Genomic DNA, 19027 nt, shown 5'->3' on the forward strand with positions numbered 1-19027 from the left:
TTGAAGAACTGCTCAAGGCCATGCCCACGTCGACGCTTATTGCCAGACCCTGATGTCGAACTCCGGCTGCAGCTTGCCGGTGGAGTCCTGGATGCGCAGCTCGATGTATTTCGGGTCTGCGCCCTTCTCGAACTTCAGCATCGCGCCGCGCTTGTAGTCGCGGAAGTGCGGCCCCTTGCCGGTGAAGAAGGCCACGACCTCGTGCTCGCCCGACTTCAGGTTGCCGAGGTACACGCGCTGCATGCCGCCCCGGTGCAGTGCCTGCACCTCCAGCGGCGAATAGAGGTAGCTGGCGACCAGCTTGTCGTCCAGCTTCAGCTGCAGCGAGTCGAGCTCGAACATCTTGCCCACATCCATCGACACGAACACGGCGACCTGCGTGTTGGCGGGGAACAGCAGTTCCTCCTCGAGCACCAGCAGGTCGCGGTTCAGGCGGATCACGTCGCCCTTGACGTCCTGGATGCGGTCGTCGAGCCGCTGCGGTGCGGCGGCCGGCGCGCTGGCCGACTCGGCGGGCGCGGATGCAGCCACGGCAGGCGCGCTCGCGGCCTCCGCAGGCGCATCAGCCGCCCATGCGGGCATGCAGGCCGACAGGGCGATCACGCAGGCGGACAGCAGCCGCAGGCAGGGAATGAACGGGGCGTGGGCGCTCAATCGCCTTCTCCTCAGAATGTGGCGGACGCGAACAGCTGCAGGACGTGGGCGTTCAATGCGTACGCCTTGCCGGTGCGGATGTCGGTGAAGTCGCTGTACTTGAAATGCAGCAGTTCGTAGGCGGCGCTCAGCTTCACGTCGTACTCGCCGACCTTGCCGGCGGTGTAGGTCAGCTTGGCGCCCAGGCCCAGGTTCGTGAACGTGCTGAGCTGCCGGTTGCGCGACAGGTAGACCGTGTCGGTCACCGCGTTGTCGCTGTAGAACAGCGCCTTGGTCTGCGAGTGCACGCGCGCGGTCCAGTCGGCCAGGATCTTGTCGCCGAAGTAGCGGCTGTAGCCGCCTTCCAGCGTGTGGGCCTTGATGGCCCAGTTGTCCCAGAAATAGCGGTAGCTGGCGTGCACGGCGCTGCCCGGGGCCAGTGTGCCAGTGGCGCCCATCCTCACCGCGCGGCTGGAACGCGTGCGGGGGTCGTTCTCGGGCACGAAGGCACCACCCACGCGGGCCGACCGGTAAGGGTTGCCCAGGTAGCCGTCGTCCGACACGACCTCGCTGTTCAGCGTCACCAGCCAGGTCGGCGAGAGGATCTGCGTCACGCCCAGGCGGTAGCGCCAGTGGCGCGCGTGGTCGAAGAAGCCGACATCCTTGCGGCCCACGTCGTCCACGCCGCGCGAGTAGCCCAGCGCGACGGTGGTCATGCCGCCGAACATGTCCTGCGAGACGTCGACGTTCACCGTGGAGGCCTTGTAGTCGGGCTCGGTGCTCTGGGTGCTCGACACCGAGATCATGCTGTCCCGGACGACGTAGTCGCCGCCCACGGTGAACTCCTTGCGGGTCTCCTTGAACGGACTGGCCGTGGTCACCACGTCGATGGACGCGCTGCTGACCTGGTCGACGTAGTAGCTGCCCTGCAGCGAGACCGACGAGCCGACCTTCTTGCGCACCAGCACCGCGGGGCCGCTGGCACGCAGGCCGTCGGCGTCGTAGATGTGGAACATCGCCTCGGCCTGGTCTTCGGGCAGCACGACCGCGTGCGCCTCGGTGACGGACAGCGCCGTGCCGATCAGCGCCATGACGTGCGCCGGCCTGCGGATGCGCCGGCGCCGCAGCAGCGCCAGGCCGCGCCGCAGGCGTTCGGTGGCCGCCAGCCAGAGGTTAGTTGCAGCCACAGCCGCCTCCCTGCACGCCGTTGGCGCCCCGCGCGCCCTCGCGCACCTCGTACACATGCTCGAAATGCTTGGCCGACAGCGGATTGCGCGCGGCCTGCATGATGGGGTCGGCCAGGCGCTCACGCTCGTAAGGCTTGACCCAGGGCTCGATGGGCCGCATCGACGAGCAGCCTCCAAGCACGAGCGCGCTGCCCAGCAGGACGCCGGCACGCACGACAAGACGGGTACGCATGGTGGTCCTCATTCCTTCAGCAGTTCGCGGATCTGCTTCTCGTAGAGCGCCTCGTAGCCGGCCTGGTAGCCACGATGCACGTAGCGCACCTTGCCGTCGCGATCGATCAGCAGCGTGGACGGCATGCTGCTCAGGTCGTAGAGCTTGCTGACGTTCTTGTCGCCGTCCAGCAGCACCGGGAAGCTCACGCCCAGCTTGTTCGCCACGCTGATGGCGTTGCGGCTGTCGGCGTCGACGTTGATGCCCAGCAGCGTGAAGCCGGAGCCCTGGTACTTCTGGTAGAGCTGGTTGAGCAGCGGCATCTCCTGCTTGCAGGGGCCGCACCAGGTGGCCCAGAAGTTCACCAGCACGACGCGCCCGCGCTGCTCGGCCAGGCGCAGGTTGTTGCCGTCCGCCGTGCGCAGCGTGAAGTCGGGGGCGCTGCCAGCGGGCGCCGCGGCGCACACGCCGGCCAGCGTGGCGAGCAGCGCGGCCGCCAGCAGGCGTCGCGAGAAGTGGAGAGGGGTCGAGGTCATGAACGGGTCAGGCGCGAGCCGGCGCAGGCTCAGAAGAAGAAGGTGGTGCCCAGCGTGAATTCGAGGTTGTTGCTGCTCTGGCGCTTGCCCAGCAGGTCCAGCGAAAAACGGTGGTCACGCAGGTCGACCTGCACGGAGGCCCAGTCGGCCAGGAACACGCGCGTGCCCAGGCCGTAGCTGATGGTCTGGTGCTTCTGGTCGACGAACTTGGTGCTGCCCACGCCCAGCACCAGGTAAAGCGCCGAAGCCTTGGCGTTGTTCCGGCCGAAGAACACCTCGCCCGGCAGCACGTTCCAGCCGCCCAGGATGTTGTAGTAGGTGAGCTTCTGCTTCTCGCTGACGAAGATGCCGCCCGGCAGGATCTGGCGGAACATCTCGTCGCTGACCTTGGTCTGCGCGAGGTTGCCTTCGACGAAGAAGTCCTCGGTGATGTGATAGCCGAGGCGGATGCCGCCGACCGCGCTGGAGCCGAAGTTCTGCGTGGCGTAGGTGCCCGCGAACAGCCCCACGGTGAAGTCGTTGGACGGGATGCGCGGCACCTTGACGTCGCGCCGGTCCACCTCGGGCACGATGACCTGCTCGCTAGCCGCCTTGGGTTCGGGCTTGGCGGCGGCGTCGGCCGCCTTTGCGACGAACGGCGCCATGGCCAGCGCAGCCGCCAGCAGGGCTTGAAGTGAACGGGGAGTCTGCATGGTGCCGGTCTGCCTCAGAAGAAGAACGAGATGCCCGCCGTCAGCGCGCGGTATTCGCTGGAGCGCGTGTCGGCCACGTTGGCGGTGTAGATGCTGTAGTCGGCCCGCAGCACGAAGCGGTCGTTCAGGTGCCAGCGCACGCCGGCCACGGCATGCGCCAGCTTGGCGTTGGTGGTGAACGCACTGACGAGGCTGGTGTTCGGGATGTTCTTGAACTTGCCCAGGCCGATGCCGAGGAAGGGCGACAGCCGCTGGTCGGACCAGGGCTCGGCGTTCAGGCCGATGTGCCAGAAGTCCGTGCCCGCGAACACGCCCTGCACCTGGCCGACCGTGGCCTCGGCGGACAGCGTGTCGCTGAGCCGGTAGGCCGTCCAGAGCTTGAGCATGGGCTCGTTCTTGAAGCGGCCCCAGGCCATGCCCATCTCGACGCGGCGGTTCAGGTAGTCGTCCAGCAGCACGTCGCGGAAGGTCTTGCGAGCCCCCCACTGGGTCAGCGTGGTCTCCAGTTGCGCCCGCTCGACCCAGCCCTCCTTGCCATTGGCCAGCCGCACCTTGAACCAGTCGGTATGGCGGGACAGGATCTCGACCCATTCGCCGCGCGCGGCGACATGGAACACCGGGTAGCCACGGCCGGGCTGGGTGTGCAATTCCAGGTAGGCATCGGCCACCTGGACCTGCTCCGCGGGCTCGTCGGCCGCGCGGGCCGGCAGGGTGACCAGCAGCGAGAGACCGGCGAACAGCGCCGCCAGCCCTGCCCGCGCCCAGTGCGTGACCGCGCTCAGGCTGCGCATGATGCGGGCGCCGCGGCGCTGAATTCGTCCTGCCCCTGGGCCGCCGGGTGCGACATCCAGTACAGCAGCAGGCGGGCGTTCGGATCGGTGTCGTCCAGGAAGATGCGGCCGCCGCCGTGCAGCACGCCGCGGACCAGCGGCTTGTTGATGAGCCGGCTGGCCGACGGGTCGGCGAACACTACCTGCCCCTGCGCCGATTTGAAGTTCTTGTACATGTCGGTCAGGCGCAGGGCAGCGGCATCCGGCGTGGCCCCGATCGTCACGTCGGTCGCGCCCTGGTTGATGCGAAACGACCCGCCGCTGCCCGTGTTCACGTCATGACAGCCACCGGCGGCGCAGGTGTTGGTCACCGACGTCCCCTGGATGGGCAGCGATGCCAGAAAGATCGGGTTGATGCACTTCTGGTAGTAGGCGAACGAGAGCTTCTGCCCCGCGTCCGCCGCGGGGTTGCTGATGTCGGACGGGTTGTCCAGCGCCGAGCCGCCACCGCAGCCCGCCAGGGCCAGGCTCAGCAGCCAGGCGCCGGAGCGGATGCGCGGCAGGCGTTGAGAGGGAGACGCGATCGACATGGCGTTCAGCAGCCTCCCGCAATCCAGTTGGCGATGACGTTGTAGTTCGCGCTGCCCACCGGCAGCACGGCCGGCGCCGACGCCGACGCCGCGGCCGGGTGCGGCACCGTGGACGGCCGGCTCAGCAGGTAGTTGGACGACGGCGCACAGACGTTGGAGATCATCGTCAGCGTCACGTTGAAGTCGCCCTCGGCCGCCCCGGTCAGCACGAAGCGGTTCTGGCGGAAGCTGGTGCCGGCCGACGTGCTCTTGCTGCCGATGGCCTGGTGGCAACTGGCCGCGCAGGTGGACTGCAGGATCGGGTAGACGGTCTTCTCGAACGAGGCCTGCGTCAGCTTGCCCACCGCCGTCACGCCACCGGCGTTCAGGTCGTTGTAGTACTTGCCGCCCAGGTCCATGAACTCGGCCAGCAGGCGCAGCTCGGCCTTGTTCAGCAGCTTGCTGTGATCCAGGCCCGTGGGCGTCGGGTGGACCGAGCGCGCCTCGGTACTGGCCATCAGCGTCTGGCCGGACAGGATCTCCATCAGCCGGCTCTTGCGGGCCATGCCCAGCGCATCGCTTTCGTTGGCCATGCTGTCGACCAGCGCCGGCAGGCGGTCGATCATCACCTCGCCATCCTCGATGTGCGTCACCGGCAGGCCCGTCTTCGCGTCGAGCCTCGGGTCGCCGATCATCAGCTTCTCGTACGACACCAGGCGGCCGGTGCCGGCCAGCGTGCCGCTCAGGTCGATCTTGGCGGACGCGTCGTGGCAGCGGGTGCAGGTGTTGGCGCCACGGTCACGCGACCACAGCGGCTGGATGTGGTCCGGGTAGTTGATGATGCCCTTGGTCGGCACGGGCGTGGCGAGATCGTTCGTCGGGTCGGGCGTGCCGTTGGGCAGCGTGTTGCCCGTGTACTTCAGCGAGATGTCGGCGCGCTTCTTGCCGGCGGTCTTCGTCGTGTCGGCCCACACGTCCGTGTAGCTCATGTCCAGCGCCAGGGACAGCAGCGACGCGACGTTGTTGGTACGCGTCTGCGCCATCGTCTCGCCGGCGTTGCGGGCGAAGGTGGTGGTCAGCGCCGCCGGCACCGTGTCCTTGATCACCGACGAGTTCAGCGCGGCACCGCGGCGCGGGCTGTGGCAGCCGTCGCAGGTGCGGGTCTCGCCGGGGCGCACCTGGATCCAGTTGGTGTGCGTCTGGAACGCGCGCCCGGCCGAGTCGATGACGGCCACGCCCAGCGGCGTGTCGGCCGGCACGTAGATCTGGAACGAGCCATCGGGCTCGATCGGTGCGTAGCCCAGGATCTGCTGCGGCTCGAAGTCGGTCTCGCCGATCGCCTGGCGCGTACCCATGCCCTGCTTGGGCGCCACGGCGCGCACGACGCGCACGAAGCGGGCCGGCCCGCAGTAGTAGGCAGGCTTGGCCGGGTCCTTCAGCGACAGCAGGTCGGCCACCTGCGGCCGCGTGTCGTCGGGGTCCGTGGGAGCGATGGTGGGAATGGGCGTCGTGCAGCCATTGGCCGTGTCGGCGTCGGCCAGCACCGGCGCACCCATGCGGCCCAGGCCGTCGGTGTCGTAGACGCTGCGCACCGACAGCAGGCCCATGCCCGCGGGGATGCCCGACGACGACGCGGCCAGCGCCGTGCGCATCGACGACGCAGCGGTCGTGCTCGCCGGGTTGGGCTCCTGGCGGGCCTGCAGCGCGATCGGGTCGGTGTAGATGAAGCCCTCGGGCGGTGCCGCCACGATCAGCATGGTCTTCTTCAGCGGGTCGAACATGTAGACCGCGTAGACCGGCGGCACGTTGTCGCGGATGTTGGCCGTGGCCAGCTGGTCCGCCGTCTGGTTCATGTCGTCGGTGATCGACGCCAGCTCGGCGTCGGTCAGGTTGGCGCAGGGCGTGACGACGAAGTCCGCGGTGGCCGACGAACGCTTGTTGACCTGGCAGGGTGCATACGACAGCAGCACGCGGTTGCTGCCGTCCCACAGCGGATACGGCGTCGTGATGCGGCCGTAGCGGGACACGCCCCGGTCGAAGTTCAGCGCCTGCTCGGTCGGGTAGGTCTGGCCCGAGGTCGCCTTCACGGAGGCGTTGGCGGGAGCGTATTGCTCGGAGAAGTTGGCGGCGTCGACGAACACCAGCGCCCCGCCCTCGTGGGTGCGGGACAGCGGCATCAGGTCCGAGGCCAGGAAGCCCTTGTACGCACCCGACGGGTCCATCTCGCGCGGATGCAGGAAGCTGTTGCCCTCGCTGTGCGCGCCGTAGCGCACGAACATGTTGGTGCCGTCGGGCCGGACCGTGAAGATCTTGAAGTGGTTGCGGCCGCCGACGTGGTCCCAGCGCGAGAACATGATGTCCCCGTCCATCAGCACCACCGGGTTGCGGTCGTGGCTCTGGTTGACCGAGATCTGCGTGATGGCGCCGCCCTTGGCGTCCATCGTGTAGAGGTTGAGCACGCGTTCGCGCTCGTACTCGTCCAGCGCTGGGTAGGTATCGGTGCCGCTGGGCAGGTCGACCGTCGTGCGCTGGCGGTTGGAGGCGAAGACGAAGCCCGCGCCGGCCGGCAGGTAGGCCGGATCGACGTCGTCGTCGCCGGTCGTCGAGTTGGTCAACCGCTTCAACGTGCCACCCGACAGCCCGCCGCTGGTCATGTCGTATTCCCAGATGTTCCAGTGGCCGGTGCACAGCGTGTTGTTCGCCACCGGGCAGTTCATCGAGAAGACGATCTTCTTGCCGTCGTACGAGGCCTCGGGGTCGGACACGTCGCCCTTGCCCTGCGTATAGGCCTGGGTGACGTTGATCTCGGCCGCGCTGGCGGACGACTTGTCGCGAATGATCAGGTCGCCGCCCGGCTGGAAGCTCACGCCGGTCGTGGGATTGAGGTTGATCGACGCCGCCCGCTTGACGTAGGCGATGGGCACGTCGCCCTGCACCGTCAGCGTGTCCTTGTCGGCGGTGGCGCCGGTGGTGCTGTCGCCACTGCCGCAGCCGGCCAGCATCAGCGTTGCGAGGGCGGTCACGCCACCCAGCGCCCGCGTTCCAGTCGCGATCTTCATGCGCCGTCCTCCAGGCAAGTCAACGGGAAAGTCAGTTGATTCACTGCGCACGCCCGTCCGTTTGGTTGAGCAGGCCCGACGAGTAGTGCAGGCCGCCGTCGGCGTCCACCACCACGGCGTCCACACCGGGCTGGGATTCGATGAACCGCAGCCCACGCTCCCACCCCATCACGAACACGCACTTGGACAGCGCCTCGCTGGTCAGGCCGTCGTCGGCCAGGATGGTCACGCTGCGCACGCCGCGCGCCGACTGTCCCGTGCGGGGGTCGATCAGGTGGTGATGGCGCACGCCGTCGCGCTCGAAGAAGCGCTCGTAGTCGCCCGACGTCGAGATCGCCACGTCTTCCAACGGCAGCACCGCCACCATCTCGCCTTCGCGCCGGGGGTCCCGCACGCCGATGGTCCAGGGGCGCCCGCGGCGGTCGCCCAGCACGTGGCTGTCACCGCCCGCGCTGACCATGGCGTGGGCGATGCCATGGCGGCGCAGGATGGCGATACCGTTGTCCACCGCGTGGCCTTTGGCAAAGCCGCCCAGGTCGATGCGCATGCCGTGGCGCGCGAACCGCACGCTGCGCGTGTCGGGCTGCAGCAGCAGCCCGCGCCAGCCGATCAGCGTGCGCGCCACCTCCAGCGCCGCGTCGTTGGGACCGACGCCGGCGCGGTAGTCGTACAGCTGGCCGGCACTGGCGAACGTGACGTCAAAGGCGCCGTCGGACAGCGCCGAGAAATGCAGCGCTCTGGTCAGCAACCCGAACATCTCTTCGCTGAGCGGCACGGGCCGGGCGGAGGCTTCGCGGTTGATGCGCGACAGCTCGGACGTGGCCTTGTGCGGGCTCATCGCGGCGTCGATGCGATGCATCTCGGCGATCACCGCGGCCATCGCCGCTTCAGCCTGCGCGCGGTCCTCGCTCCACAGTTCGACCTGGATCGCCGTGCCCATGATGGCTTCGCTGCGTCGCCACCACCCGTCGGCCGGACGCGCGTGTCCACGCGGGAGAACCGCAAAGCTCGGCCGGTGATCGACGGTCTTCTGAGCAAGGCTCATGGGGTTTCCGAAATGACCCTGAGGGGCGGGGCACAGGCTCCTGGTGCACCGCGCCGGCAGGCGCCGTCACGCCAGGAGGTCGCAACGAGGGCGGCATGATGGCGGCGAACTCCCTAGAAGAAGGGGCTATTGGTTAGCAAACCGCGAACACCTTACATTCGGTCGCACAAGATTCAATTGCCAGCAATTGCGGCGCAACAGTAGTGGCCGTGGAGGCCGCCAACCCGGGCGTGTGCGCCGATACTGCGCCGCCTCGCGCACCTGGCAACCACAGTTGGCCCTCGCGATCAATCCCCTTCACCGCCTGGCCACTTCATGCTCAGCGTCACCGACCTTGCCTGCTCGCGCGGCGAACGCCCGCTGTTCAAGCACCTGAGCTTCAGCCTCGCGGCGGGCCAGTGGCTGCACGTGACGGGCGACAACGGTGCCGGCAAGACGACGCTGTTGCGCACGGTGGTGGGGTTGGCGGCGCCGGACGATGGCAGCGTGCAGTGGCAGGGCCGGCCCACCCAGGACCAGCGCCAGGACTTCCGCCGCGCGCTCTGCTACCTGGGCCACCAGGCCGCCGTGAAGGACGAGCTCACGCCGGTCGAGAACCTGATGACCTCCGCCGCGCTGGACGGCCACGCCGTGGACGAGGCCAAGGCACGGGCCGCGCTCAAGGCCGCGGGGCTGGCCGGCAGCGGCCGGCTGCCCACCCGGTTCCTGTCGGCCGGTCAGAAGCGCCGCGTGCTGCTGTCCCGCCTGCTGCTGCGCCCCGCCGCGCTGTGGGTGCTCGACGAACCCTTCGCCGCGCTGGACGCCGCAGCCACCGACTGGCTGGGTCAACTGCTGTCCCGGCATCTGGCCAGCGGCGGCATGGCGCTGCTGAGCAGCCACCAACCGGTCCCGCTGCCGCAGGGCGGCACGGTGGCGCTGTGACGGCGTTGCTCGTCTCGCTACAGCGGGACCTGCGGCTGGCCGCGCGCCGCCGCAGCGAGGTCATGACGTCGCTCGCCTTCTTCGTCGTCGTGGTGAGCCTGTTCCCGCTGGGCATCGGGCCGGAGGCGCAGCTGCTGCAGCGCATCGCGCCCGGCGTGATCTGGGTCGCCGCGCTGCTGGCCACGCTGCTGGGTCTGCCGCGCCTGTTCGCGGCCGACCATGCCGACGGCACGCTGGAACAGATGGCCCTGTCGCCGCAACCGCTGGTGCTGCTGGTCGCGGGCAAGGTGATGGCGCACTGGCTGCTGTGCGGCCTGCCCCTGGTGCTGCTGGCGCCGCTGCTGGGCATGCAGTTCAACCTGGACGGCGGCTCGCAACAGGTGCTGGTGCTGGCTCTGCTGCTGGGCACGCCCGTGCTCAGCCTCATCGGCGCCGTCGGCGCGGCGCTGACGCTGGGCGTGCGCGGCGGCGGTGCGCTGCTGGCCCTGCTGCTGCTGCCGCTGTACGTGCCGACGCTGGTGTTCGGCACCGGCGCGGTGGAGTCGTACGCCGCCGGGCTGGACGCCACGCCGCAGCTCTCCCTCCTCGGCGCGCTGCTGATCGTCGCGCTGGTGTTCACGCCCTGGGCCACGGCCGCCGCCCTGCGTATCGCGCTGGAATGATTCGATGGACCTGAACCACTCCCCGCGCTGGATGCGCTACGCGTCGCCGGCGGCCTTCTACCCGCTGGCCGGGCGCCTGCAGCGCATGTTCGCCATCGCCGCCTTGCTGCTGACGCTGGCCGGGCTGTGGGTCGGCTTCTTCATCGCACCGACCGATGCCCAGCAGGGCGAGGGCTACCGCATCATCTTCGTCCACGTGCCGGCGAGCTGGATGTCGATGGTCATCTACTGCGCCATGGCCTTGTGGGCCGGCGTGGGGCTGGTGTTCAACACGCGGCTCTCGGCCATGATGGCCACGGCGCTGGCGCCGACCGGCGCGATGTTCGCGCTGCTGTCCCTCGTGACCGGCGCGCTGTGGGGCAAGCCGATGTGGGGCACGTGGTGGGTGTGGGATGCCCGGCTGACATCGGAGCTGGTGCTGCTGTTCCTGTACCTGGGCTTCATCGCGCTGCAGGCCGGCATCGACGACCCGCGCCGCGCCGACAGGGCCGGTGCGGTACTCGCACTGGTGGGCGTGGTGAACGTCCCCATCATCTATTTCTCGGTGACCTGGTGGAACACCTTGCACCAGGGCGCGTCGGTCTCGATGACCCGCTCGCCCTCGATGGCACACACCATGCTGGGCGGCATGCTGCTGATGGCGCTGGCCTTCTGGGCCTATGCCATCGCCGTGGCCATGGCGCGGGTGCGCAACATCATCCTCGAACGAGAGCGGCATACGGAGTGGGTGCGCGATGCAGTGGAACAGCGCTCGTGAGTTCTTCCTGATGGGCGGCTACGCCTTCTATGTCTGGGGCAGCCTCGGCGCGTGCGCGGTGGCGATGCTGGCGGAGCCCTGGCTGATAGTCCGGCAACGCCGGGCCATCGAGCAATCGCTGCGCGACCAGTTCGACGCACAAGCCGGCGAGGCGCCATGAAGGCCTACCAGAAGCGCCTGGCGTTCGTCGCCGTCGGCCTGGCCGCGCTGGGCATTGCGACCGCGCTGGTGCTGAACGCGCTGAACAGCAATGCGGCGTTCTTCTACACGCCCACGCAGGTCGCGGCCGGCGAAGCGCCCAAGGACCGGGCCTTCCGCGTCGGCGGACTGGTGCGCCAGGGCTCGCTGCAGCGCCACGAGCTGACCGCGACCTTCGTCGTCACCGACACCGCCCGGGACGTGACGGTGGCCTACACCGGCATCCTGCCCGACCTGTTCCAGGAAGGGAAAGGCGCCGTGGCGCAAGGCCGCTTCGACGACCAGGGCCGGTTCGTCGCCACCAGCGTGCTGGCCAAACACGACGAGAACTACATGCCGCCCGAAGCGAAGCACGCGGTCGATCAGGCCGGAAAGACACAGCCATGACGCCCGAGCTCGGCCACCTCGCGCTGATCCTCGCCGGCCTCGTCGCGATGGTCCAGGGCACGCTGCCGCTGATCGGCGCGCACCGCGGCCAGCAGGGCTGGATCGCGCTGGCGCGCCCCGCGGCGCAGACGCAGTTCGTGCTGGTGCTGTTCGCGTTCGGCTGCCTCATGCAGGCTTTCCTGGCCAACGATTTCTCGGTGCTCTACGTCGCCCAGCACTCCAACTCGCAGTTGCCCACGGTCTACCGCGCCGCGGCCGTCTGGGGCGGGCACGAGGGCTCGCTGCTGCTGTGGCTGCTGATGCTCAGCGGCTGGACCTTCGCCGTGAGCCTGCTGTCGCGCCAGCTGCCCGATGCCATGGTCGCCCGCGTCATCGGCGTGCTGGGCCTGGTGGCCGTGGGGCTGCTCGCTTTCATGCTGCTCACGTCCAACCCCTTCGAGCGCCTGTTGCCAGCCGCACCGCAGGGGCAGGACCTGAACCCGCTGCTGCAGGACCCCGGCCTCGTCATCCACCCGCCCATGCTCTACATGGGCTATGTCGGCTTCTCGGTGGCCTTTGCGTTTGCCATCGCCGCGCTGCTGGCGGGCCGATTGGACGCCGCCTGGGCACGCTGGTCGCGCCCCTGGACCAACGCGGCCTGGATGTTCCTGACGCTGGGCATCGCACTGGGCTCCTACTGGGCCTACTACGAGCTGGGCTGGGGCGGCTGGTGGTTCTGGGACCCGGTGGAGAACGCCTCCTTCATGCCCTGGCTGGCCGGCACCGCGCTGATCCATTCGCTGGCCGTCACCGAGAAGCGCGGCAGCTTCAGGAACTGGACGGTGCTGCTGGCCATCGTCGCGTTCTCGCTGTCGCTGATGGGCACCTTCCTCGTCCGCTCGGGCGTGCTGACGTCGGTGCACGCGTTCGCGAGCGACCCCAGGCGCGGCATCTTCATCCTGGCCTTCCTGACCGTCGTGGTGGGCGGCTCGCTCACGCTGTTCGCGTGGCGCGCGCCCAAGGTGGGCCTGGGCGGTGCGTTCGCGCTGCTGTCGCGGGAGACGCTGCTGCTCGTCAACAACGTGCTGCTGGCCGTGGCCTGCGGCACGGTGCTGCTGGGCACGCTGTACCCGCTGATCATCGACGCGCTGCACCTGGGCAAGCTGTCTGTCGGCCCGCCCTACTTCAACGCGGTGTTCGTACCGGTCATGGTGCCGCTGCTGGTGCTGCTGGCCATCGGACCGCTGGCACGCTGGAAGCAGGCCGACGCGCGCGACATGGCTCGGCGCCTGCGCGTCGCGGCCGTGCTGGCCGTGGCGGCTGGCATCGCCGTGCCGCTGCTGGCTGGCGGCTGGACGCCGGGCGTCGCGCTGGCCGTGCTGCTGGCCGTCTGGATCGCGGCGAGCAGCCTGTGCCAGGTGCAGCAGCGGCTGAAATCCGGCTGGCCGCCGCCCAGCTTCTGGGGCATGCACGTCGCCCACCTGGGCGTGGCTGTGTTCGTCGCGGGCGTCGGCATGGTCAAGGGCTACGAGGTGGAGAAGGACGTGCGCATGGCCGTGGGCGACACGGTGGAGATCGGCGGCTACCAGGTCGAGTTCCTCGGCATGCGCGAGTTCGAGGGCCCCAACTACACGGCCCGGCAAGGCGTGTTCTCGCTGGCCAGGGGCGGCCAACGGCTGCGCGAGCTGAGGCCCGAGAAGCGCCGCTACCACGCCACGCAATCGGTGATGACCGAAGCCGCCATCGACACCGGCTTCACCCGCGACCTCTACGTGTCGCTCGGCGAGCCGCTCGCCTCCCGGGGCCTCACGCCCGACTGGAGCGTGCGCGTCTACTACAAGCCCTTCGTGATGTGGATCTGGTTCGGCTGCCTGCTGATGGCGCTGGGCGGCGGCATCGCCGCGGCCGACAGGCGCTACCGGCTGAAGAAGGCGCCGCGTGAAGTGCCTGCCGGCGCCGGAGCACAGGCATGAAGCGCTTCCTGATCCCGCTGGGCCTGTTCCTCGTGCTGGCCGTCTTCCTCGGCATCGGCCTGAACCGCGACCCGCGCGAGGTACCGTCGCCACTGATCGGCAAGCCGGCGCCGGCGTTCTCGCTGCCCACGCTGGGCGGCGGACCGGCGTTCGGCCCGCAGGACATGAAGGGCCGCGTGTGGGTGCTCAACGTCTGGGCGTCCTGGTGCGTCGCCTGCCGCGAGGAACACCCCGTGCTGCTCGACCTGGCCCGCAGCGGTGTCGTTCCGCTCGTCGGCCTGGACTACAAGGACCGGCCTGCCGACGCGCAGGGCTGGCTCACCCGGTTCGGCAACCCCTACACGCTGGTCGCGCTGGATGCCGACGGCCGCGTCGGCATCGACTACGGCGTCTACGGCGTGCCGGAGACCTACGTCATCGACAAGACCGGCACCATCCGCTTCAAGCAGATCGGCCCCGTCACCACCGAAGTGCTCAACGACAGGCTGCTGCCGCTGATCCGGGAGCTGCGGCGATGAACAAGCTGCTGACCACCATGCTTCTGGCTCTGCTCTGGCTGGCGACTGCCGCGCACGCCAACGAAGCCGCACCGCTGGCCGAGGACCCGGCCGTAGAGGCGCGGCTGCTGCACATCGCCGAAGAGGTGCGCTGCCTGGTGTGCCAGAACGAATCGCTGGCCGCGTCGCAGGCTGACCTCGCCAACGACCTGCGCCGCGAGATCCGTGCGCAGATCAGGCAGGGCAAGACCGACACCGAGATCATGGACTTCCTCGTCAGCCGCTACGGCGACTTCGTGCGCTACCGCCCGCCGTTCAACGCGACGACCGGCCTGCTGTGGCTGGGGCCCTTCGCCGCGCTGCTGGCCGGGCTGGCGGGGCTCCTCCTGTTCCTGCGGCGCCGCAGCGCCACCGCGCCGGCAGCGCTGACCGAAGAAGAACAGCGCAAGGCAGCCGCCTTGCTGGACGGAACCGACTGATGCTGTCTTTCCTGCTCGCCGCGGCCCTGCTGGTCGCCCTGACGCTGCTGTTGCTGCTGCGGCCGTGGAAGCGTGCCGGCGGCGACCACCCCACCGTCGATGCGCGCGACCTCGCCGCCCGCGTCTACCGCGACCAGCTCGCCGAACTCGACCGCGACCTCGCCGCCGGCACGCTGCGCACCGAAGACCACGCCTTGTCGGTCGCCGAGCTGCAGCGCCGCCTGCTGGAAGATGCCGACGCCCTCCCGGCCCACGTGACGGCGCCCAACACCCGCAGGACGGCCTGGGTGCTGACGCTCGCACTGCCGCTGCTGGCCGCGGCGCTGTACGCCTGGCTGGGCACGCCCACCGCGTTGACGCCACCGGCGCCACCGCCTGCCGGCCCGAACGTCACCCCGAACGTCAGCCAGGCCCAGGTCGAGAAGATGCTGGCCGACCTCGCCGCCCGTGCCGAAAAGAACCCCGGCAACACGCGCGACTGGGTGATGCTGGCGCGCTCCTACCGCCTGCTCGGCCGGCTGCCCGACTCGGCCCGCGCCTTCGAGCGCGTCGGCGCCGACATCCAGAAGTCCCCCGCGCTGCTGGTGGAGTACGCCGACGTGCTGGCCGCGCTGGCCAACGGCAACCTGGAGGGGCGCCCGCTGCAACTCGTCCAGCGCGCGCTGGAGCTCGACCCCGCCAACGTGCCGGCGCTGTCGCTGTTCGCCACGGCCGCCCTGCGCCGCCAGGACACGGCCCTGGCCATCAGCACGTGGGAGAAGGCCCTGGTGCTGGCGCCGCCCGGCTCCGAAGACGCGACCTGGTTGACCCAGGTGCTGGCCGACACCCGCGCCGCCCGCGGCCAGCCGCCCGCCGCGGGCGTGCCGGCCCCTGCGCCGGAGCCCACCGCCATCACCGGCCGCGTCACGCTTGCGCCGGCGCTGGCCGCGCAGGTCCAGCCGGGCGACACGCTGTTCGTCTACGCCCGTCCGGTGGACGGCCGCATGCCGCTGGCGGTGCTGCGCGCCCGGGCCGGCTCGCTACCCCTGGCCTTCACGCTCGATGACAGCCTGGCCATGAGCCCGGCCGCGCGGCTCTCGGGCGCCGCGCGCGTGCGCGTGGATGCCCGCATCTCCCACAGCGGCAACGCGATGCCCTCTGCCGGCGACCTGGTCGCTGAAGGCGAAGTGGTGGCCACCGGCTCCCGGGGCTTGAACTTGCAGATCGACCGCGTGCATCCCTGACCGGCTTCGTGAGGGCTGCCTGCCGGGCAAACCCGCAACCGTTGCGTCTGGCGTAAACGTGTCTCGCCGAGGTTGATTGATCGCTCCCAGGCTGGCTCGGAGACTGCGCCCGCCCGGCATTGGAACCGACTCCAATTCCGCCCGATCACAATGAACCAGGAGAGCGTCGGTGGCAGCGACCGGATAGAGACCGCCGCCTCCGAACGACCTGGAAGGATGGATCTCGAATGCGTTTGCCGACGACCCTGCTTTTCCTGACCCTGGCCGGCTCCGGCGCGCTGGCCGCACCGGCCGGCGTCGTCGACCGCTTCGAGATCCTGTCCACGCAGGACGCTTACAACGGCGCCACGCCGGCCGGCGCGGCCGGGCCCTACGTCGTCATCACGGCCATCGTGCACGGCCGGTTGGACCCGGCCCACCCCGACAACGCCGGCATCGTCGACCTGCCACTGGCGCCGCGCGACGCCGACGGCTGGGTGCACTACTCGACCGATGCCACCGTGCTGCGCCCCAAGCGCGCGGCGGACGCGCGCCGCATCCTGTTCTACGACGTCGTCAACCGCGGCGGCCGGCTGGGCCAGGGCGTCTTCATCGGCGGCGGCTCGCTGACCGACGGCGCAGCGCCGGGCGCCGAGTTCCCGTCGCTGCTGCGCCGTGGCTACACGGTGGTGTGGAGCGGCTGGCAGGGCGACATCGCGCAGACCGGCCGCGGAGCCTCGGCGGCGCTGGGCACGCGCTTCCCCGTCGCCACGGCTGTGGACGGCAAGCCCCTCACCGGCATGAGCCGCGAGGAATTCATCCCCGACCAGGCCGGCGGTGGCCACATGCTGGCGCTGGGTTACCCACCGGCGTCGCCCGACGACCGCTCCGAGGTCGCCTTCACGGCCCGCGCCTCCTGGCTCAACGCCAAGGGCGAGGCCGACTACGCCAGCAGCCCTTCGGCACCCGTCACCGACTGGCAATACCTGACGCGCCCCGACGGCACGGTCGCCGTGCGCTTCACGCCGCCGGCCGCACTGCCGCTGGCCGGTGGCGGAACCGCGCCCCCCGACGGAGGCACGATCTACAGCTTCGTCTACCGCGCCGCCGAGCCGCGCGTCGCCGCCATCGGCTTCGCCGCCGTGCGCGACCTGCTGAGCTTCCTGAAGAGCTCGCCCGCCGACGCCCAGGGCCGGCCCAACCCGCTGAACGACATGAAGGCGGCGCCCTGCGCGGCCGGCAAGGACTGCCCCACCGACCCCGCCGGCAACTTCGACGTGGTGCTGGGCGAAGGAACCTCGCAGTCCGGCCGTTTCCTGCGCGACTTCCTCTACCGCGGCTTCAACCGGGCCGCCGACGGCAGGCCGGTCTTCGACGGCCTGCTGGCCATCATCCCCGGCGCCCGCCGCACCTGGACGGCCACGCGCTTCGCCCAGCAGGGCCGCTGGTCGCGCCAGCACGAAGACCACTTCATGCAAGGCGACCAGTTCCCGTTCAGCTACACGACGCTGACCGACCCCGTCAGCGGCCGGACCGACGGGCTGCTGCAGCGCTGCACGGCTGACAACACCTGCCCGAAGATCATGCAGATCGACGGCAGCTTCGAATGGTGGGGCGGGCGGGCCTCGCTGAACGTGACCGACGGCGCCGGCCACGACGTCCCCCTGCCCGCCAACGTGCGCTACTACTTCGTGCCCGGCACGCAGCACGGCGGCGGTAGCGGCGTGACGACGGGCCTGGTCACGCCACCGGCCACTGGCAGCCAATGCCAGTTCGCCAACAGTCCGGTCACGATGACGCCCTTCGAGCGTGCCCTGCTGCTCGCGATGGAGAACTGGGTCGTCCAGGGCGCGGCGCCACCGCCTTCGGCCTACCCCAGCGTCGCAAGCGGTCAGCTGGCCGCGCCCGATGCGGCGTCCCTGGGCTTCTTCGCGCCGGCAGCGCTGCCCGTCACGATCGCGGTGCCCGGCGGCGGCGACGGCGGGCCGACCTCCCTGACCATCGCCGGCGTGGGCCGCCTCAACCCGCTGTTCGTGACCGACCACGCAGACGCGGTGCCACGCGTCCAGCTGGACAAGCCCTACCGGCTGCTGGTGCCCAGGCTGAACGCAGACGGCAACGAGGTCGCAGGCATCGAGACGCCCGAAGTGAAGGTGCCGCTGGCCACCTACCTGGGCTGGAACCTGCGCGGCAAAGGGCACACCGAAGGCGAAGGCTGCAGCGCCTCAGGCGGCGTCATTCCGCTGGCCGTCGACGAGGCCTCGAGATCTCCTGCCGACCCGCGCCCGCCGCTGTCCGCCCGCTACCGGGGGCGCGCCGACTACATCGCGAAGTTCAGCGCGGCGACGGATGCCCTCGTGGCCCGGGGCCTGCTGCTCCCGCTGGACGCCGAGCATGTCTTGCATGCCAACGGCGCCAGGGTTTCACCGCGGCTGCTGCCCCGCCCGTAGCGGCCGGCCTGGGCCACGGCGATTGCCTCAGAACGCGCTCTTGACCACGCCACCATCCACGCGGAGTGCCGCGCCGGTGGTGGCTGAAGCCAGCGGGCTTGCCACGTAGGCGACGAGAGACGCCGTCTCCTGCGGCGAGGCAAAGCGCCTGATGAGGGAGGTGGGGCGCACGTGGTCGAAGAACTCGGCCTCGACCTGCTCGAAGCTCTTGCCGCTGCCGCGCGCCATGCCCTCGACGAAGTCGCCCACGCCGCGCGACTTCGTCGGCCCGGGCAACACGCTGTTGACGGTGATGCCCGTGCCGGCCACCGACTCGGCCAGGCCGCGTGAAGCTGCGATCTGGGCAGTCTTGGACACGCCGTAGTGAACCATCTCGGTCGGGATCTGCACGGCGCTTTCGCTGGAGATGAAGATGATGCGTCCCCAGTTGGCGCGCTTCATTGCCGGCAGCACCAGCCGCGCGAGCCGCACGCCGCTCAGCACGTTGACGTCGAAGAACCGCAGCCAGTCCTCGTCGGGGATGTCCTCGAAGAGCTTGGGTTCGAAGATGCCGAGGTTGTTGACGAGGATCTCGATGCCGGCATGCCGGCGCACGACCTCCTCGGCCGCATCGGCGCGGCTCAGATCGCCGGCATGGCCGGCGATCGTCCCGCCCGTCTCGGAACGCAGGCGCGCGACCGCCTCGTCGACGGCTGGCTGCGTCCGCCCGTTGACGATGACGCGCGCACCTTCCTGGGCCAGCGTGCGTGCGATGGCGTAGCCGATGCCGGCCGTGCTGCCGCTGACCAGGGCCAGCTTGCCTTTGAGTTGCAGATCCATG

At 69.9% G+C, this 19027-nt stretch carries 21 protein-coding genes; 11 read left to right on the top strand and 10 right to left on the bottom strand.

Annotation, left to right across the window (positions count from 1 at the left end):
* Window positions 1–36: 36 nt before the first annotated feature.
* Genes ACG04R_RS21265 through ACG04R_RS21275 form a run of 3 tightly spaced genes read right to left on the bottom strand, consistent with a single transcriptional unit; the run spans window position 37 to window position 2001 of the window.
* The gene (locus ACG04R_RS21265; RefSeq protein ID WP_394415553.1) at window positions 37–654 is read right to left on the bottom strand and encodes an AraC family transcriptional regulator; all 618 of its coding nucleotides are present in this window, start codon (window positions 652–654) and stop codon (window positions 37–39) included.
* 11 nt (window positions 655–665) lie between these two features.
* Window positions 666–1820, bottom strand: a complete 1155-nt coding sequence (locus tag ACG04R_RS21270; RefSeq protein ID WP_394415555.1) for a DUF3570 domain-containing protein — start codon at window positions 1818–1820, stop codon at window positions 666–668.
* Window positions 1807–2001, bottom strand: a complete 195-nt coding sequence (locus ACG04R_RS21275; RefSeq protein WP_394415813.1) for a DUF4266 domain-containing protein — start codon at window positions 1999–2001, stop codon at window positions 1807–1809. The genes ACG04R_RS21270 and ACG04R_RS21275 overlap by 14 nt, the downstream gene beginning before the upstream one ends.
* Here ACG04R_RS21275 and ACG04R_RS21280 point away from each other — a divergent pair.
* Window positions 1915–2097 carry a hypothetical protein gene (locus tag ACG04R_RS21280; protein WP_394415814.1) on the top strand — a complete coding sequence of 61 codons (183 nt, stop codon included), beginning with the start codon at window positions 1915–1917 and terminating at the stop codon, window positions 2095–2097. The genes ACG04R_RS21275 and ACG04R_RS21280 overlap by 87 nt on opposite strands.
* Here ACG04R_RS21280 and ACG04R_RS21285 read toward each other — a convergent pair.
* The 6 genes from ACG04R_RS21285 to ACG04R_RS21310 are packed head-to-tail and all read right to left on the bottom strand — an operon-like array spanning window position 2061 to window position 8597.
* Window positions 2061–2567 carry a TlpA family protein disulfide reductase gene (locus tag ACG04R_RS21285; RefSeq protein WP_394415557.1) on the bottom strand — a complete coding sequence of 169 codons (507 nt, stop codon included), beginning with the start codon at window positions 2565–2567 and terminating at the stop codon, window positions 2061–2063. The two genes, ACG04R_RS21280 and ACG04R_RS21285, sit on opposite strands and share 37 nt — an antisense overlap.
* 29 nt (window positions 2568–2596) lie before the next feature.
* On the bottom strand, window positions 2597–3259 hold the full coding sequence (locus ACG04R_RS21290; protein WP_394415559.1) for an outer membrane beta-barrel domain-containing protein: 663 nt from the start codon (window positions 3257–3259) through the stop codon (window positions 2597–2599).
* A gap of 14 nt (window positions 3260–3273) precedes the next feature.
* A complete protein-coding gene (locus tag ACG04R_RS21295) occupies window positions 3274–4050 on the bottom strand; it encodes an SH3 domain-containing protein (RefSeq protein ID WP_394415561.1) in 777 nt (258 codons plus the stop codon).
* Window positions 4038–4619, bottom strand: coding sequence for a hypothetical protein (locus ACG04R_RS21300; protein ID WP_394415563.1), 582 nt, complete (start codon window positions 4617–4619; stop codon window positions 4038–4040). The genes ACG04R_RS21295 and ACG04R_RS21300 overlap by 13 nt, the downstream gene beginning before the upstream one ends.
* A 5-nt stretch (window positions 4620–4624) precedes the next feature.
* The gene (locus tag ACG04R_RS21305; protein ID WP_394415565.1) at window positions 4625–7657 is read right to left on the bottom strand and encodes an HzsA-related protein; all 3033 of its coding nucleotides are present in this window, start codon (window positions 7655–7657) and stop codon (window positions 4625–4627) included.
* A gap of 40 nt (window positions 7658–7697) precedes the next feature.
* The gene (locus tag ACG04R_RS21310; RefSeq protein WP_394415567.1) at window positions 7698–8597 is read right to left on the bottom strand and encodes an FAD:protein FMN transferase; all 900 of its coding nucleotides are present in this window, start codon (window positions 8595–8597) and stop codon (window positions 7698–7700) included.
* Between the two features lie 420 nt (window positions 8598–9017).
* On the opposite strand from ACG04R_RS21310, the gene ccmA reads away from it, so the two are divergent.
* The 10 genes from ccmA to ACG04R_RS21360 all read left to right on the top strand — a co-directional run bounded on the left by ccmA (window position 9018) and on the right by ACG04R_RS21360 (window position 18207).
* Window positions 9018–9623 carry a cytochrome c biogenesis heme-transporting ATPase CcmA gene (gene ccmA / locus ACG04R_RS21315; RefSeq protein ID WP_394415569.1) on the top strand — a complete coding sequence of 202 codons (606 nt, stop codon included), beginning with the start codon at window positions 9018–9020 and terminating at the stop codon, window positions 9621–9623.
* Window positions 9620–10285: a heme exporter protein CcmB gene (gene ccmB, locus ACG04R_RS21320; RefSeq protein WP_394415571.1), complete on the top strand. Its 666-nt coding sequence runs from the start codon at window positions 9620–9622 to the stop codon at window positions 10283–10285. The genes ccmA and ccmB overlap by 4 nt, the downstream gene beginning before the upstream one ends.
* A gap of 4 nt (window positions 10286–10289) precedes the next feature.
* Window positions 10290–11042 (top strand): heme ABC transporter permease, encoded by a 753-nt coding sequence (locus ACG04R_RS21325; RefSeq protein ID WP_394415573.1) that lies wholly within the window; start codon window positions 10290–10292, stop codon window positions 11040–11042.
* Window positions 11020–11202 (top strand): heme exporter protein CcmD, encoded by a 183-nt coding sequence (ccmD, locus tag ACG04R_RS21330; RefSeq protein WP_394415575.1) that lies wholly within the window; start codon window positions 11020–11022, stop codon window positions 11200–11202. The genes ACG04R_RS21325 and ccmD overlap by 23 nt, the downstream gene beginning before the upstream one ends.
* On the top strand, window positions 11199–11627 hold the full coding sequence (gene ccmE / locus ACG04R_RS21335) for a cytochrome c maturation protein CcmE (RefSeq protein WP_394415577.1): 429 nt from the start codon (window positions 11199–11201) through the stop codon (window positions 11625–11627). The genes ccmD and ccmE overlap by 4 nt, the downstream gene beginning before the upstream one ends.
* A complete protein-coding gene (locus ACG04R_RS21340) occupies window positions 11624–13579 on the top strand; it encodes a heme lyase CcmF/NrfE family subunit (protein WP_394415579.1) in 1956 nt (651 codons plus the stop codon). The genes ccmE and ACG04R_RS21340 overlap by 4 nt, the downstream gene beginning before the upstream one ends.
* Entirely contained in the window at window positions 13576–14097 is a 522-nt protein-coding gene (locus ACG04R_RS21345) for a DsbE family thiol:disulfide interchange protein (RefSeq protein ID WP_394415581.1), read from the top strand. Before ACG04R_RS21340 ends, ACG04R_RS21345 begins: the two co-directional genes overlap by 4 nt.
* Window positions 14094–14555, top strand: a complete 462-nt coding sequence (locus ACG04R_RS21350) for a cytochrome c-type biogenesis protein (RefSeq protein ID WP_394415583.1) — start codon at window positions 14094–14096, stop codon at window positions 14553–14555. Before ACG04R_RS21345 ends, ACG04R_RS21350 begins: the two co-directional genes overlap by 4 nt.
* Entirely contained in the window at window positions 14555–15778 is a 1224-nt protein-coding gene (ccmI, locus tag ACG04R_RS21355) for a c-type cytochrome biogenesis protein CcmI (protein ID WP_394415585.1), read from the top strand. The genes ACG04R_RS21350 and ccmI overlap by 1 nt, the downstream gene beginning before the upstream one ends.
* 227 nt (window positions 15779–16005) lie before the next feature.
* Window positions 16006–18207, top strand: coding sequence for an alpha/beta hydrolase domain-containing protein (locus tag ACG04R_RS21360; RefSeq protein WP_394415587.1), 2202 nt, complete (start codon window positions 16006–16008; stop codon window positions 18205–18207).
* Window positions 18208–18234: 27 nt separating this feature from the next.
* Here the strand turns inward: ACG04R_RS21360 and ACG04R_RS21365 are convergent, their stop codons facing one another.
* Window positions 18235–19026, bottom strand: coding sequence for an SDR family NAD(P)-dependent oxidoreductase (locus ACG04R_RS21365; protein WP_394415589.1), 792 nt, complete (start codon window positions 19024–19026; stop codon window positions 18235–18237).
* Between the last annotated feature and the right edge of the window lies 1 nt (window position 19027).

Origin of the sequence: Pelomonas candidula, from assembly GCF_043555985.1 — a bacterium.
Classification (GTDB): Bacteria; Pseudomonadota; Gammaproteobacteria; order Burkholderiales; family Burkholderiaceae_C; genus Pelomonas; species Pelomonas candidula.

Coding starts and splice junctions, on each gene's coding strand:
- ACG04R_RS21285 (WP_394415557.1), bottom strand. CDS start 2,567: ATGACCTCGACCCCTCTCCACTTCTCGCGACGCCTGCTGGCGGCCGCG.
- ACG04R_RS21290 (WP_394415559.1), bottom strand. CDS start 3,259: ATGCAGACTCCCCGTTCACTTCAAGCCCTGCTGGCGGCTGCGCTGGCC.
- ACG04R_RS21295 (WP_394415561.1), bottom strand. CDS start 4,050: ATGCGCAGCCTGAGCGCGGTCACGCACTGGGCGCGGGCAGGGCTGGCG.
- ACG04R_RS21300 (WP_394415563.1), bottom strand. CDS start 4,619: ATGTCGATCGCGTCTCCCTCTCAACGCCTGCCGCGCATCCGCTCCGGC.
- ACG04R_RS21305 (WP_394415565.1), bottom strand. CDS start 7,657: ATGAAGATCGCGACTGGAACGCGGGCGCTGGGTGGCGTGACCGCCCTC.
- ACG04R_RS21310 (WP_394415567.1), bottom strand. CDS start 8,597: ATGGGCACGGCGATCCAGGTCGAACTGTGGAGCGAGGACCGCGCGCAG.
- ccmA (WP_394415569.1), top strand. CDS start 9,018: ATGCTCAGCGTCACCGACCTTGCCTGCTCGCGCGGCGAACGCCCGCTG.
- ACG04R_RS21325 (WP_394415573.1), top strand. CDS start 10,290: ATGGACCTGAACCACTCCCCGCGCTGGATGCGCTACGCGTCGCCGGCG.
- ccmD (WP_394415575.1), top strand. CDS start 11,020: ATGCAGTGGAACAGCGCTCGTGAGTTCTTCCTGATGGGCGGCTACGCC.
- ccmE (WP_394415577.1), top strand. CDS start 11,199: ATGAAGGCCTACCAGAAGCGCCTGGCGTTCGTCGCCGTCGGCCTGGCC.
- ACG04R_RS21340 (WP_394415579.1), top strand. CDS start 11,624: ATGACGCCCGAGCTCGGCCACCTCGCGCTGATCCTCGCCGGCCTCGTC.
- ACG04R_RS21345 (WP_394415581.1), top strand. CDS start 13,576: ATGAAGCGCTTCCTGATCCCGCTGGGCCTGTTCCTCGTGCTGGCCGTC.
- ACG04R_RS21350 (WP_394415583.1), top strand. CDS start 14,094: ATGAACAAGCTGCTGACCACCATGCTTCTGGCTCTGCTCTGGCTGGCG.
- ccmI (WP_394415585.1), top strand. CDS start 14,555: ATGCTGTCTTTCCTGCTCGCCGCGGCCCTGCTGGTCGCCCTGACGCTG.
- ACG04R_RS21360 (WP_394415587.1), top strand. CDS start 16,006: ATGCGTTTGCCGACGACCCTGCTTTTCCTGACCCTGGCCGGCTCCGGC.
- ACG04R_RS21365 (WP_394415589.1), bottom strand. CDS start 19,026: ATGGATCTGCAACTCAAAGGCAAGCTGGCCCTGGTCAGCGGCAGCACG.